Origin of the sequence: Modestobacter sp. SSW1-42 (assembly GCF_046635825.1) — a bacterium.
In the GTDB taxonomy this organism is placed as follows: Bacteria; Actinomycetota; Actinomycetes; order Mycobacteriales; family Geodermatophilaceae; genus Modestobacter.
The window spans coordinates 356,173-370,435 of the sequence record NZ_JBISCA010000002.1 but is presented as its reverse complement, the minus strand read 5'-3'; the positions used below and the strand labels follow the sequence as shown (position 1 = coordinate 370,435).

Here is a 14,263-nt window from a genome sequence, read left to right as displayed (position 1 = left end):
ATGTCCCAGGCAACACAGCAGATCAGCATCACCACCACGAACGCCTGCGTCGACTTCCCGATCTTCGACGCCCGCAGCCGCTCGCTGAAGAAGACGGTGATGGGCCTGGTCGGCGGCAACATCGCCAGCAACAGCAAGGTGCCCATCATCGAGGCGCTGCGCGACGTCAACGTGCACCTCGAGCACGGCGCGCGCGTGGGCCTGGTCGGGCACAACGGCGCCGGCAAGTCGACGCTGCTGCGGCTGCTCTCCGGCATCTACGAGCCCACCCGGGGCGCGGCCGACATCCGCGGCCGGGTGGCCCCGGTCTTCGACCTCGGCGTCGGGATGGACCCCGAGGTCTCGGGGCTGGAGAACATCATCGTGCGGGGCCTCTTCCTGGGCATGACCCGCAAGCAGATGGAGGCCCGGGTCGACGACATCGCCGACTTCACCGAGCTGGGCGACTTCCTGCGGATGCCGCTGCGCACCTACTCCACGGGCATGCGGGTGCGGCTGGCGCTGGGCGTGGTCACCAGCATCGACCCCGAGATCCTGCTCCTGGACGAGGGCATCGGGGCCGTGGACGCCGCCTTCCTGGAGAAGTCCAAGAACCGGCTCAAGGAGCTGGTGGCGCGCTCGGGCCTGCTGGTCTTCGCCTCCCACTCCGACGAGTTCCTCCGCGACCTGTGCGACACCGCCATCTGGATGGAGCACGGCCAGGTGCGGATGCAGGGCGACCTGGAGGACGTCCTGGCCGCCTACAAGGGCGCTACCGCGTGAGCACCGCCGGGCCCCAGGTCGTCGCGGTCATCGTGACCCGGCACCGTCGCGAGCTGCTGGCCCAGAGCCTGGCCGCGATCGCCGGCCAGTCCCGCCCGGTCGACCACGTGATCGTCGTCGACAACGGGCCCGACGACTCGGCCGAGGACGTCGTCGGCGCGTCCGGGCTGGACGCCACCTACCTGCCGAGCCGGCGGAACCTGGGCGGGGCCGGTGGCTTCGCGCTGGGCATGCTGGCCGCGCTGGCCCGGGGGGCCGACTGGGTCTGGTGCGCCGACGACGACGGGCGGCCGGCCGACGACCGGGTGCTGCAGACGCTGCTGGACTGCGCGGAGCGGCACGGGCTCGCCGAGGTCTCCCCGCTGGTGATCGACCAGGCCGACCCGGACCGGCTGGCCTTCCCGCTGCGGCGGGGGCTGCGCTGGCGGCGGCGGCGCAGCGACTTCGCCGGTGTCGAGCTGCTGCCGGACTACGCCTCGCTGTTCAACGGCGCGCTGTTCCGGGCCGAGGCGCTGGACGTCGTCGGGGTGCCCGACTACCGCCTGTTCTTCCGCGGCGACGAGACGGAGGTCCACCGCCGGCTGCTGCGCGCCGGGCTGCCCTTCGGCACCTGCACCGCCGCCGCCTACGTCCACCCCGAGGGGACGACGGAGTTCGAGCCCATCCTCGGGGGGCGGCTGTCGGCGCAGTACCCGGCCAACGAGGTGAAGCGCTTCTTCACCTACCGCAACCGCGGCTACCTGATGGCCCAGCCCGGCATGCGCTGGCTGCTGCCGCTGGAGCTGGTCCGGTTCAGCTGGTTCTTCCTGGTCACCCGCCGCGACCGCGCCGGGTGGCGGGAGTGGCTGCGGCTGACCCGCGCCGGACGGCGGGAGCGCTTCACCCGCAGCTGAGGCCGCGCGTCCCGTCCCGAGACCACGGAGGCCCCCGTCCGCTGCTGCGGACGGGGGCCTCCGTGGTGCCGGCCCCGGCGCCAGGCGGCGCCGGGGCCGGACGTCACACCTGGTGCGAGCCCCAGTCCTGGAACGCCTTGCCCCAGCGGTCCACCGAGGTCAGCTCGCGGGCCGCCGCCTGGTAGCGCTGCTGCAGCTCGGGCCACTCGCGGTAGATGCGGCGCAGCAGCTGCGCCGAGGTGGCGGACAGCTCCCGGAACGCTTGGGGGTCCCGCTGGCGGAAGGTGACGCCGCGGCCGTCCGCGGTACCGACGGTGGCGCTGTCGAGCCGGGCGAGGAGGAACCAGCGGGCGTCCTGGAAGGCCAGGTTGAGCTGCGGCACCTCCTTGTGCGCCGGCGCCACCGAGGTGACGTTGTTGGCGATCGCCTTCACCAGCGTGGAGCCGATCTGGGTCGGGGTCACCGGGATGCGGCGGAACCGCAGCGCCTCGGCCGTGCTCATCGAGGGCAGCGGCAGGTCGGCCGAGCTGGGCAGCACGCGGCCGTCGGGGTGGGTGGCGCGCGTCTCACGCGCCCTGCCCACCGACCCGGCCATGCCCTCGAAGAGGGTCTCGGGGCCGGCGAGGAAGTCGCGGTAGGCCATCTGGTGCAGCTCGACGGTCGAGTACTGCAGGTTGATGAGGAACCGGAGGTCGACCTTGATCATCTCCGGGAACAGCTTCCCGCCGTGCTTGTACGGCGAGTGCAGCGCCGCGGCGATCAACCGGTTGCGGATGTGGAAGTACGCCTGCCAGTCGCTGGCGTCGTCCTTGTCGCCCCAGGAGAGGTGCCAGATCGCGGTCGCCGGCAGCGAGACGGTCGGGAACCCGGCCGCGAAGGCCCGCAGCCCGTACTCCGCGTCGTCCCACTTGATGAAGACCGGCAGCGGCATGCCGATCTCCTCGAACACCGTGCGGGGGATGAGGCACATCCACCAGCCGTTGTAGTCGACGTCGATCCGGCGGTGCAGCTCGGGCGACTGCCGCAGCGAGCGGTGGCCGAAGTCGTGGAAGTACTCGGTGTGCGGCGCGTTGCGCCAGAAGAAGTTCGACCGGTCGACGATCTCGCCCATCGTGTGCAGCACCGAGCGGTCCTGCAGGGCCAGCATCTGCCCGCCCACCAGCATCGGCTTGGACGCGTAGGCGGCGAAGGCGCGGGCCCGCAGGATGCTGTCGGGCTCCAGCTGGATGTCGTCGTCGAGCAGGACGTGGTGGGTCACGTCGGCGTTGGTGAAGGACTCGAACATCGTGCGGGCGAACCCGCCGCTGCCGCCCAGGTTGGGCTGCTCGATGATCCGCAGCCGGTCGCCCAGCGCCGCGGCGACCGCCGGGTACTGCGCGGCGTCGGTGACGTGGTTGCTGCCCTGGTCGGCGACGGTGACCAGGTGCAGGAGGTCGCGGACCGTCTCGTCCTCGACGAGCGCGGTCAGCGCGGCGACGGCGTCGACCGGCCGGTTGTACGTGCAGATGCCGATGCCGAGCTTGGGCTCCTGCTCCGGCGCCTGCGGGGCGTACCAGCCCGCGCGGTGCACCGTGGTGGCGTCCTCGGTCGTGACGTCGAACCAGTACCAGCCGCCGTCGATGAAGGGCCCGAGGTCGAGCTCGAACTCCAGGGTCCGCTCGTCGGTGTCGTCGTGGGTGGCCCCGGTGACGTGCATCGACTCGCCGTCGGCCTTGGACCGGTACACGTCGATGCGGCACGTGCCCGAGACGGTCACCTGCAGCACGATCGTCTTCAGCACCGTCCAGCGGCGCCAGTAGCTCGCCGGGAAGGCGTTGAAGTACGTGGCGAAGGACAGCTCGGAGCCCGCCGGGACCTCGGCGCTGAAGCGGTCGCGGGCCTTGACCCGCGCCGCGGAGTTGACCTCGTCCAGGTACAGGCTGCGGACCTTGAGCTGGTCGGCCGGGCGGGGCATCAGGATGCGCTGCACCAGCTCCACGGCCTTGCCGGGCACGAGCTCCTCAGCGGCGGGCTCGCTGACGACCTCGAGGGAGACGGGCGTGGTGGTGTCGGTCGTCGTCATGGGTGGGTCAGTCCTCCAGGCGGCCGTCGAGCGGGCCGCCCTCGTCGAAGAAGGGGCGGATCCGGTTGTCGAACATCGTCAGGGCCGAACCGATCGCCATGTGCATGTCCAGGTACTTGTAGGTGCCCAGCCGGCCGCCGAAGAGCACGCGCTTGTCGGCCGCCTCCTGGGCGGCGAGCCCGCGGTAGGTCTCGAGCTTCGCGCGGTCCTCGGGGGTGTTGATCGGGTAGTACGGCTCGTCGCCGGGCTCGGCGAAGCGGGAGTACTCCCGCACCACGACGGTCTTGTCGGTGGGGTAGTCGCGCTCGGGGTGGAAGTGCCGGAACTCGTGCACCCGGGTGTAGGGCACGTCCTCGTCGGCGTAGTTCATGACCGAGGTGCCCTGGAAGTCACCGATCGGCAGGACCTCGGTCTCGAAGTCCAGCGTGCGCCAGCCCAGCTCGCCGGCGGCGTAGCCGAAGTACTTGTCGATCGGGCCGGTGAAGACGGTCGGCACGTCGGTGGGCAGCGTGTCGCGGACGTCGAACCAGTCGGTGGACAGCCGCACCTCGATGTTGGGGTGGTCGGCCATCTTCGTCAGCCACGCGGTGTACCCGTCGACCGGCAGGCCCTCGTAGGTGTCGTTGAAGTACCGGTTGTCGAACGTGTAGCGGACCGGAAGCCGGGCGATGACCGCTGCGGGCAGGTCGGTGGGGTCGGTCTGCCACTGCTTCTTGGTGTAGGCGCGGATGAACGCCTCGTAGAGCGGGCGGCCGATCAGCGAGATCGCCTTCTCCTCGAGGTTGGCCGCCGACGCCGTGTCGATCTCACCGGCCTGCTCGGCCACCAGGGCGCGGGCCTCGGCGGGGGAGAAGCTCTTGCCGAAGTACTGGCAGATGGTGGCCAGGTTGATCGGCAGCGAGTAGGTCTGGCCGTCGTAGATCGACCACACCTTGTGCTGGTACTTGGTGAACTCGGTGAACTGGTTGACGTAGTCCCAGACCCGCTTGTTGGACGTGTGGAAGAGGTGCGCGCCGTAGCGGTGGACCTCGATGCCGGTCTCGGGCTCGGGTTCGGAGTAGGCGTTGCCGCCGATGTGGTCGCGCCGGTCGATCACCAGCACCCGCTTGCCCAGCTGGCTGGCCACCCGCTCCGCGACCGTGAGGCCGAAGAAACCGGAGCCGACGACGACGAGATCAGGACTGGCTGAGGTCACGTCCGGCGACGATACCGGCGTCAGCGCGCGGGGACCGGGAGTGACGGACCCATCCGCCTCCCTCGTCCCACGAGCCCCTCGGTCCCGCCGGGCCCTCCGGGGGCGGTGTCGTCACGTCCGTCCCGCCCGTCCCTGGAGTGGTCGGGGGTGCGCGCGGACCCGTGGCCGGGCGGAGCGGCTGCGCTACTTTCGGACCCGAGTCGCGGCGACGCGCTGCGACGATGCGCCGGCCGGGCCCCCGTGCCAGCGGGCGCCCATGGTGTGCTGCGGGCACGGACGACGGCTCCGCCGACCCGGCACATCCAGAACCCTGGAGGAGTGGCGTGGCGCCTGCCCGCACGACCGAGCCCACCGACGATCTGCTGATCGCCCTGAACTACTACGCGCCCTACGTCTCGGGGCTGACCAACGCCGCCCGCGACGTGGCCGAGGGGCTGGCCGCACGGGGCGCCCGGGTGCGCGTGGTGACGACGCAGCACGAGCCGGACCTGCCCCGCTCCGAGGTGGTCAACGGCGTGCACGTCCAGCGCGAGCCGGTGCTGGCCAGCTTCGGCAAGGGCGTGATCAGCCCCGGGTACGTGCGCGCGGCCATCGCCGCGACCCGCTCGGCCACGGTCGTCAACCTGCACCTGCCCATGCTGGAGGCCGGGCCGATCGCGCGGTTCTCCGCCGCCCCCGTCGTCCTCACCTACCAGTGCGACGTCAGCCTCCCGCCGGGCCGGGTCAACGACGTGCAGCGCGTCGCGATCGACGGGTCCAGCCGGCTGGCCATGCGCCGCTCGGCCGCGGTCGGCGTCACCAGCGACGACTACGCCCAGCACAGCCGGCTCTGGCCGGCCATGCGCGGCAAGACCGCCGCGATCCCCGCGCCCTGCCACCTGCGCACCGGCGGTCAGCCGACCTTCCGGGACGGCGACGGCCTGCACATCGGCTTCCTCGGCCGGATCGTGGAGGAGAAGGGCATCGAGTACCTGGTCGACGGGTTCCTCGCCCTCGGGGACCCCGACGCCCGGCTGCTCATCGGCGGCGACTTCAAGCGCATCGCCGGCGGCAGCGTCGTCGACCGCGTGCGGGCGAAGATCGGCGGCGACCCGCGGGTCAAGCTGCTCGGCTTCGTCAGTGACGAGGCGCTGCCCGACCTCTACGCCTCGCTCGACGTGTTCGCCCTCCCGTCGATCAACGCCTTCGAGGCCTTCGGCATCGTCCAGGTCGAGGCGATGATGGCCGGCGTCCCCGCGCTGGCGAGCAACCTGCCCGGCGTCCGGGTCCCGGTGCAGAACACCGGCTTCGGGGTCGTCGTCGAGCCGCGGGACGCCGAGTCGGTGCGCGCCGGGCTGGAGCGGCTGCGTGACGCGCCGCTGGACCGCGCCGAGGGTGCCCGCAAGGCGCGGGAGCTGTACTCCCTCGAGGTGGCGCTTGACGCGTACTCGGAGCTGTTCGACCGGGTGGCGGCCGAGCGTGCCCGGTGACCGCCCCGCCCGCGGCGGGACCGCGCGGGTGACCCGGGGCCTGCAGCGGGCGGGTGTCCTCGCGACCTGCCTGGCGACGGCCGTGGTGGCCGGCGTCGTCGCGCCCGGGGCCTCGGCCTCGGCCGCCGAGCAGCTGACCCTCACCGGGCACGGCTACGGGCACGGTCGCGGGCTGGGCCAGTACGGCTCCCTGGGGTACGCGGTGGACAAGGGCTGGAGCGGCGGCCGGATCCTCGACCACTTCTACGGCGGCACCGTCGAGGGCGACCTCGGTGCGACGGGCATGACCGTCCGGCTGACGGCGCAGGACGGCGCCAGCTCGGTGACCGTCACCTCGGCCGCGCCCTACTACGTCGGCGAGAGCGGCAACGCCCTGCTCGTGGGTGCCGGCCAGGCGGTGACGGTCAGCCGGGCCAACGGGGCGTACACGATGGCCGTCCGGGCCGGTGGCTGCAACGCGGCGGTGACCTCGTCCGGGCCGCTCACCGCAGCGACGCCTGAGGTGTCCCCGGCCGGCGCGGTCGACCCCGCCGACGCCCGGTCGGTCCTCACCCTCTGCGCCTCCGACCGCGGGTACCGCGGCAAGCTGCGGTTCACGGCCAACGGCGCGGCACAGGTGTACCTGGTCAACGACCTCCCCACGGAGGACTACCTGCGCGGCGTCGTCCCGCGGGAGTCACCCGCCGCCTGGGCGGACCTGGGCGGCGGCGCGGGCATCAACGCACTGGCGGCGCAGGCGGTGGCGGCCCGCTCGTACGCGCTCAGCGAGAACCGGTACCCGTACGCCAGGACCTGCGACACGGAGTCCTGCCAGGTCTACGGCGGGGCGGCCCAGGGCGGCCGGTGGCTCGAGGACCCGCGTACCGACCGGGCCGTGGCGGGCACCGCGGGCAAGGTCCGGCTGAAGAACGGCGCGATCGTGCGTACCGAGTTCTCCTCCTCCACCGGCGGGTACACCGCCGGCGGGCTGTGGCCGGCCGTGGTCGACGAGGGCGACGCCCGCTCGCCGTTCCACGACTGGTCGGTCGTGGTCCCCGACGAGCGGGTCGAGGCCGCCTGGCCGGCCATCGGCGACTTCACCCGCATGCAGGTCACCGGCCGCAACGGGCTGGGCGCCGACGGCGGCCGGGTCACGACGGTCGACGTCGTCGGGACCGCCGGCACGGTGGCGACGACCGGCAACGCCGTGCGCCTGGCCCTGGGCCTGCGGTCGGACTGGTTCACCCCGGTCAACGCCTCGGAGCTGTGGTCGCAGTTGCGCGACACCGCGAACGCCGGACCGGCCGACCACTCGGTCTGGTTCGGCGGGCCCGATGCCGTCTCCCTGGGGTGCGACCTCCTCGCCTCCGGCCGCGACCGGCTCGTCGCCTACGACCGGGGCACCTGGTACCTGCGGGCCAGCCTGGACGGCGGACCGGCCGACAAGACGTTCACCTACGGCGCGGCCGGGTGGACGCCGGTCTGCGGCGACTGGGACGGCGACGGCCGGGACGGCATCGGCGTCTACGACGGCAACGGCACCTGGTACCTCCGCAACAGCGCCTCGGCCGGGCCCGCGGACGCGGTCGTCCGGTACGGCTGGTCCGGCGCCACGCCGGTGGTCGGTGACTGGGACGGCAACGGGTCGGACACCCTCGGGGTCTGGGACCGGGCGCGGGGCACCTGGCTGCTGCGCCAGAGCAACACGCCCGGCAGCCCGGACGTGCAGTTCCAGTACGGGTTCGGGGGCGCCGTCCCGGTGGCCGGCGACTGGAGCGGTGACGGCCGCACCGACGTCGGCGTGGTCTCCGGCGGGACCTGGTACCTCCGCACCTCCGCGAGCGCGGGGCCGGCCGACCGGCAGTTCGGTTACGGCCTCGGGACCGACGCCCCGCTGGTCGGCGACTGGGCCGGCCGGGGCGCCGACGGCATCGGGGTGAGTCGCCCGGGCAGCAGGTGACCGGCGGGGCCACCGTTCCCACGGTGGCCCCGCCGCAGTTCTTTCTCACGCAGGGCTACAGCTCCTCGCGGAAAGTGACGAATGAGAGAGGGCGGGTGCGCACAGCGGCCCGCCGGCTCGTCCCCTCGTCGAGAAGGAACTCCCCATGCGTCGCGTGCTCGCGATCGTGATCTCCGCGCTCCTGATGACCCCCCTGATGCTGGTGCTGCCGGTCTACGCCGCACCCGCGCCCCAGCCGACGCCGGTGCAGGCATCGGTGGAGTCGGTGGACCTGGGCTCGGTCACCGCGCCGGCTCCCGAGGCCGACCTGCAGCAGGGCACCACCGACCCGGTCGAGGGCCAGACCCCGCAGGACGCGGCCGCCCCAGTGCTGGCCGTGTCCCAGCCGGTGACCGAGCCGTTCAAGGCCGTCGGCGTCACCTGGGCCTTCGACCCGGCGGTCACCGACACCGTGGTGCAGGTCCGGGTGGCCGACGCGTCGGGCGCCTGGGGCGACTGGACCGAGATCGAGCCCGAGGCCAGCGACATCGACGCCCCGGCGGGGGAGGAGGCCGGCCTCCGCGGCGGGACGAGCCCGCTGTGGACCGGCGAGGGCCACGGCGTCGAGGTGGAGCTGCTGACCCGCTCCGGCGCGGCGCCCACCGACGTGCAGGCCCAGCTGATCGACCCCGGTGAGAGCGCCGCGGACGCGGCGCCGGGCGGCGCGGCGGTGCGGGACCAGGCGCACGCGGCCAGCGCGATGCCGCCGGTGTTCACCCGCGCGCAGTGGGGCGCCGACGAGCGCATCCGCACCTGGGCGCCGGAGTACGCCGCCACGATCAAGGCCGCCACGATCCACCACACGGCGGACTCGAACGACTACACCGCCGAGCAGGTCCCGCAGATCATGCGGGCGATGTACCAGTACCACACGGTCAGCCGCGGCTGGGGCGACATCGGCTACAACGTCCTGGTCGACAAGTTCGGCCGCATCTGGGAGGGCCGGTACGGCGGGCTGGCCAGCACCGTCATCGGCGCGCACGCGGGTGGCTTCAACACCGGCACCTTCGGCGTGTCCATGCTGGGCAACTACGACCTGGTCGAGCCCTCGGCCGCCATGCTCGAGGGCGTGGCGCAGATCATCGCCTGGAAGCTGTCGCTCTTCGGCGTCGACCCCCGCGGCACGACCCGGCTGGTGAGCGGGGGCGGCGGGACGGCGAAGTACGCCGCCGGCGTGGCGGTGAGCGAGCCCACGGTGTTCGCCCACCGGGACGTCGGCGCGACCGCCTGCCCCGGCAAGTACGGCTACGCCAAGATGGACGCGATCCGCAGCCGCGTCACCGCGCTGATGACCACCGTCACGACCGCCACCCCGACCGACCGCTGGTGGGAGCTGCGCGACAGCGCCACCTCCGGCCCCGCGCCCCACCAGGTCTGGTTCGGTGGCCCGGGTGCGGTCGCGCTGGCCTGCGACCCGTTCGGCACCGGCCGCGACCAGCTCGCCGCCTACGACAACGGCACCTGGTACCTGCGTGCCTCCCTCGGCAGCGGCAGCGCCGACAAGGCCTTCTCCTACGGCGCGGCGGGCTGGGTGCCCGTGTGCGGCGACTGGAACGGCGACGGGCGGGACGGCATCGGGGTCTACGACCCGCGCAGCGGCACCTGGTACCTCCGCGACTCCGCCACCCCGGGGAAGCCCGACGCCGGCACGGTCCAGTTCGGCTGGTCCGGCGCCACCCCGGTGGTCGGCGACTGGAACGGCGACGGCACCGACACCATCGGCGTCTACGACCGCGCCGCCGGCGTGTGGATGGTCCGGGGCACCAACACCCCCGGGGCCCCGGACAAGCAGTTCCAGTACGGGTTCGCCGGTGCCGTCCCGGTGCCCGCCGACTACGACGGCGACGGCCGGACCGACGTCGGCGTCATGGCGGCCGGGACCTGGTACCTGCGCCACGCCTTCGGCGGCGGCGCCCCCGACCGGCTCTTCTCCTACGGGCTGACCACCGACCAGCCGGTCGTCGGCCACTGGGTGGCCGACCGCGGCGCCGGCGTGGGGGTCAGCCGGCCCGCCCGGCGCTGACCGGGAGATCACGCACACGAGGAGGGCCGGGGGACGACGTCCCCCGGCCCTCCTCGTGTCCGTCGGCAGACCGGGTGCGGCCGGCCGCGGTCAGCGACGCTGGTAGAACTCGTCGGTCGCCCCCAGGCGCACTCGGACCGTGTGGTCGCTGGAGACCTCGATGGGGTTCCAGTAGCCGTACGCGGCCGCGTCGGCGCCGCGGCCGAGGATGGTGCGGTAGTTGCCGTCGACCCGGACCTGGACGCCCTCGGTGGCGTACCAGATCCCCCGGACGACGGCCAGCCGCCCGCTGGACGCGAGCACCCCGCGCCAGTAGCTGACGTCGGCGTCGGTCGCGCTGCGGTGGAGCAGGTCGTAGTAGAGCGAGCGGATGAACGCGCGGTCGGCGTCGGACGCCCCGGCCGTCCACGTGCGGTAGTACTCGTCGCTGGACACGATGAGCTGTGCGGCCCACTCGGCGACGAACCGCTTGCCGACGACGCCGTCGACCCAGTAGGCGGAGTCGGGGTCCAGGCCGCGGCCCAGGTAGACCGAGTAGTAGTCGGCGATCTCCCGGCTGACGTACTCGCGGCTGCCCGTCAGCTGGTCGAGCACCGCCTCGCGGGTGTTGCCGGCGTCCAGGCGGCCGACCCAGTACGAGCGCCCGGCGTCGGCCGCGGCGTCGGCAGCGGACCGCCCCAGGTAGACGCGGTACCAGGCCTGCACGAGCTCGTCGTTCGTCGTCGCCGCGCTCGCCGGTGCGGCGCCCACGGCGCCGAACGTGACGAGGGCCGCGGCGGCGAGGGCGGTGCAGATCTTCCGCTTCACCGAGACCTCCAGTCGGTCGGTCCAGACGTCCCGGACCGTTCTCGTCCCCGAGCATCGCGCGTGCCACGGGCCCAGACCAGGCGACAGGCCGCAGTGGTTGCGTCACAACCGGCAACGTCGGTCCGGACGTCCGGCCCGCGGGTGTGTCGAGCACCGGGAGACACCCGACCTGTGCGGGCATGGCAGCATCTACCGGCAACCACCGGCCCTCAGGGAGCAGATGATGAAGCGCGCGTTGATCACCGGAGTGACCGGTCAGGACGGTCTCTACCTGGCCGAGCTGCTGCTCGGCAAGGGCTACGAGGTCTACGGCCTGGTGCGCGGGCAGAACAACCCGAAGGTCGAGGTCGCGAGCAGGATCCCCGGTCTCAAGCTGCTCTTCGGCGACCTGACCGACCTCTCCAGCCTGCTGCGTGCGGTCCACACCGCGCAGCCGGACGAGGTCTACAACCTCGGGGCGATCTCGTTCGTCGCCTACTCGTGGGAGAACGCGCACCTCACCTCCGACGTGACCGCCAAGGGCGTGCTCAACATGCTCGAGGCCGTGCGGCTGTACTCGGGCGACGAGCCGGGCAAGGTGCGCTTCTACCAGGCGTCGAGCTCGGAGATGTTCGGCAAGGTGCAGCAGGTCCCGCAGACCGAGGAGACCCTGCTGTGGCCGCGCTCGCCCTACGGCGTGGCCAAGGTCTACGGGCACTACATGACGATCAACTACCGCGAGTCCTACGGGATGCACGCCTCGTCCGGGATCCTGTTCAACCACGAGTCGCCCCGCCGCGGCCCCGAGTTCGTCACCCGCAAGGTGACCCGCGCCGTCGCCCGCATCTCGCTCGGCCTGCAGCAGGGCCTGGAGCTGGGCAACCTCGACGCGCGCCGCGACTGGGGCTTCGCCGGTGACTACGTCGAGGCGATGTGGCTGATGCTGCAGCAGGACGAGGCCGACGACTACGTCATCGCCACGGGTGAGACGCACTCGATCCGCGAGCTGCTCGAGGTCGCCTTCAAGCGGGTCGGCATCGACGACTGGGAGCAGCACGTCACCCAGAACCCGGCGTTCATGCGCCCGGCCGAGGTCGACCTGCTCATCGGTGACCCGGCGAAGGCCGCCGCCAAGCTGGGGTGGACGCCGAAGGTCGGGTTCGAGGAGCTCATCGGGATGATGGTGGACTCCGACCTGGCGGAGCAGCGCGCGCTGGCCGGCTGACGTGGCCCGCGCGCTCGTCACCGGGCTGACCGGGCAGGACGGCGGCTACCTCGCCGAGGCGTTGGTGGCCGCCGGGCACGAGGTGCACGGCACGGTTTCCCGTCCCGACGGGGGAGCGCTGCCGCCGCACCTCGCGGCGCTGGGCCCCGCCCTGCAGGTGCACGTCGCCGACCTCACCCGGCCCGAGACGCTGACCGGGCTGGTCGACGAGGTGTCCCCGGACTGGCTGTTCAACCTCGCCGGCGCCTCGAGCGTCGGGGCGTCCTGGGCCGACCCGGTGGGCACCCTCGACGTCAACGGCCGCGCCGTCCTGGCGCTGCTGGAGCACCTGTTCCGGCGGCAGGAGGCCGGCGGGTCACCGGTCCGCCTGGTGCAGGCCTCCAGCGGTGAGGTGTTCGCCGGGGCGGGTCCGGATCCGGTCGGGGAGACCGCGCCGATCAGCCCGCTGAACCCCTACGGCGCGGCCAAGGCGGTCGCGCACCTGGGGGTGGGCATGTACCGGTCCCGCGGCCTGCACGCCAGCTCGATGGTGCTGTTCAACCACGAGTCGCCGCGCCGGCCCGACCGGTTCGTCACCCGCAAGATCACCAAGGGCGTGGCGGCGATCGCCGCCGGGCGGGCCGACCACCTGACCCTGGGCAACCTGGACGTCTCCCGCGACTGGGGCTGGGCCCCGGACTACGTGGCCGCGATGGTGCTGGCCGCGGAGGCCGACGAGCCCGCCGACTACGTCGTGGCCACCGGTCAGGCGCACAGCCTGCGGGACCTGGTCGCGGCGGCCTTCGCCGAGGCGGGCATCACCGACTGGCAGTCGCTGGTGCGCACCGACGCGGCGTTCGTCCGGCCGGCGGACGCGGCGGTGCTCGTGGGCGACGCGTCCCGGCTGCGGGACCGGCTGGGCTGGGCGCCGACCGTCGACTTCGCGTCGATGGTCGCCGCCATGGTCCGGCACGACCGGGACGAGCTGTCCTGACCACGCCCGGAGCCCCCCTGCGCGTCGTCGCGGTCACGTACTCCCCGGGTGCGAGCCTCGACGGGTTCGTCGAGTCGCTGGCCGAGGCCACCACCGGGCCGACCGACGTGGTGCTGGCCGACAACGGCTCCACCGACGGCGCCCCGGAGCGGGTGTCCGCGGCGTACGGCAACGTCCGGCTGCTGCGCACCGGCGGCAACATCGGCTACGGCGCGGCGGTCAACGCCGGGCTCGCCGACGTGACCGAGGGCTGGGCGCTGGTGGCCAACCCCGACGTCCGCTTCGAGCCGGGGTCGGTCGACGAGCTGCTGGCCGCCGCCGCCCGCTGGCCGCGGGCGGCGACCCTGGGCCCGGCGATCCTCACCCCCGAGGGCGAGCTCTACCCCTCCGCCCGCGACCTGCCGCGGCTGTCCACCGGCATCGGGCACGCCCTGGTCGGCTGGGCCTGGCCGGGCAACCCGTGGACGGCGCGGTACCGGCGCGAGCGGGAGGCCCCGCGCGAGCGCCCGGCCGGGTGGCTGTCGGGCTCGTGCTTCCTGGTCGACCTGGCCGCCTTCCACTCCGTCGGCGGGTTCGACCCCGGCTACTTCATGTACTTCGAGGACGTCGACCTCGCCGCCCGGCTCGGCCGGAAGGGGTACCTCAACGTCTACGTGCCCTCGGCGGTCGTGGTGCACGAGGGCGGGCACGCCACCCGGCGCGAGCCGCACCGGATGCAGCGGGTGCACCACACCAGCGCGCTGCGCTACCTGTCCGCCGAGCACCCGGGGGCCGCGAACGCACCCCTTCGGGGGGTGCTCCGTGTCGGTCTGGGCCTGCGCATGCTGATCTCGTACGTCAGCGGCCGCGTGGCCGCCGGGGCCCGCTTCCAGCGCGGCGCCGACGAGCTGGACTGAG

At 73.2% G+C, this 14,263-nt stretch carries 11 protein-coding genes; 8 read left to right on the top strand and 3 right to left on the bottom strand.

Features of this window, described 5'->3' with window-relative positions; translation table 11 throughout:
- Both ACGBYP_RS06995 and ACGBYP_RS06990 read left to right on the top strand, forming a co-directional pair.
- Entirely contained in the window at positions 1–762 is a 762-nt protein-coding gene (locus tag ACGBYP_RS06995; RefSeq protein WP_411582546.1) for an ABC transporter ATP-binding protein, read from the top strand.
- The gene (locus ACGBYP_RS06990; RefSeq protein WP_411582545.1) at positions 759–1,655 is read left to right on the top strand and encodes a glycosyltransferase; all 897 of its coding nucleotides are present in this window, start codon (positions 759–761) and stop codon (positions 1,653–1,655) included. Before ACGBYP_RS06995 ends, ACGBYP_RS06990 begins: the two co-directional genes overlap by 4 nt.
- Before the next feature lie 103 nt (positions 1,656–1,758).
- Here the strand turns inward: ACGBYP_RS06990 and ACGBYP_RS06985 are convergent, their stop codons facing one another.
- Positions 1,759–3,717, bottom strand: coding sequence for a glycosyltransferase (locus ACGBYP_RS06985; RefSeq protein ID WP_411582544.1), 1,959 nt, complete (start codon positions 3,715–3,717; stop codon positions 1,759–1,761).
- A 7-nt stretch (positions 3,718–3,724) separates the two neighbouring features.
- Positions 3,725–4,912 (bottom strand): UDP-galactopyranose mutase, encoded by a 1,188-nt coding sequence (gene glf, locus ACGBYP_RS06980; RefSeq protein ID WP_411582543.1) that lies wholly within the window; start codon positions 4,910–4,912, stop codon positions 3,725–3,727.
- A gap of 323 nt (positions 4,913–5,235) precedes the next feature.
- Here glf and ACGBYP_RS06975 point away from each other — a divergent pair, with 323 nt between their 5' ends.
- The 3 genes from ACGBYP_RS06975 (at position 5,236) to ACGBYP_RS06965 (ending at position 10,382) form a co-directional block, all read left to right on the top strand.
- Positions 5,236–6,381, top strand: coding sequence for a glycosyltransferase family 4 protein (locus tag ACGBYP_RS06975; RefSeq protein ID WP_411582542.1), 1,146 nt, complete (start codon positions 5,236–5,238; stop codon positions 6,379–6,381).
- Between the two features lie 28 nt (positions 6,382–6,409).
- Positions 6,410–8,320 (top strand): SpoIID/LytB domain-containing protein, encoded by a 1,911-nt coding sequence (locus ACGBYP_RS06970; protein ID WP_411582541.1) that lies wholly within the window; start codon positions 6,410–6,412, stop codon positions 8,318–8,320.
- A gap of 145 nt (positions 8,321–8,465) precedes the next feature.
- Positions 8,466–10,382, top strand: a complete 1,917-nt coding sequence (locus tag ACGBYP_RS06965) for an N-acetylmuramoyl-L-alanine amidase (protein WP_411582540.1) — start codon at positions 8,466–8,468, stop codon at positions 10,380–10,382.
- Between the two features lie 90 nt (positions 10,383–10,472).
- On the opposite strand, the gene ACGBYP_RS06960 is transcribed toward ACGBYP_RS06965, so the two are convergent.
- The gene (locus ACGBYP_RS06960; RefSeq protein ID WP_411582539.1) at positions 10,473–11,189 is read right to left on the bottom strand and encodes a DUF4214 domain-containing protein; all 717 of its coding nucleotides are present in this window, start codon (positions 11,187–11,189) and stop codon (positions 10,473–10,475) included.
- Between the two features lie 223 nt (positions 11,190–11,412).
- Here ACGBYP_RS06960 and gmd point away from each other — a divergent pair, with 223 nt between their 5' ends.
- Genes gmd through ACGBYP_RS06945 form a run of 3 tightly spaced genes read left to right on the top strand, consistent with a single transcriptional unit; the run spans position 11,413 to position 14,262 of the window.
- Entirely contained in the window at positions 11,413–12,393 is a 981-nt protein-coding gene (gene gmd, locus ACGBYP_RS06955) for a GDP-mannose 4,6-dehydratase (protein ID WP_411582538.1), read from the top strand.
- Between the two features lies 1 nt (position 12,394).
- A complete protein-coding gene (locus ACGBYP_RS06950; RefSeq protein WP_411582537.1) occupies positions 12,395–13,366 on the top strand; it encodes a GDP-mannose 4,6-dehydratase in 972 nt (323 codons plus the stop codon).
- Positions 13,363–14,262 carry a glycosyltransferase family 2 protein gene (locus ACGBYP_RS06945; RefSeq protein WP_411583683.1) on the top strand — a complete coding sequence of 300 codons (900 nt, stop codon included), beginning with the start codon at positions 13,363–13,365 and terminating at the stop codon, positions 14,260–14,262. Before ACGBYP_RS06950 ends, ACGBYP_RS06945 begins: the two co-directional genes overlap by 4 nt.
- The last annotated feature ends 1 nt before the right edge of the window (position 14,263 follow it).

Excerpts from the sequence above, each read along its gene's own strand:
- ACGBYP_RS06965 (WP_411582540.1), top strand. The coding sequence starts at position 8,466 with ATGCGTCGCGTGCTCGCGATCGTGATCTCCGCGCTCCTGATGACCCCC.
- ACGBYP_RS06995 (WP_411582546.1), top strand. The coding sequence starts at position 1 with ATGTCCCAGGCAACACAGCAGATCAGCATCACCACCACGAACGCCTGC.
- ACGBYP_RS06985 (WP_411582544.1), bottom strand. The coding sequence starts at position 3,717 with ATGACGACGACCGACACCACCACGCCCGTCTCCCTCGAGGTCGTCAGC.
- gmd (WP_411582538.1), top strand. The coding sequence starts at position 11,413 with ATGAAGCGCGCGTTGATCACCGGAGTGACCGGTCAGGACGGTCTCTAC.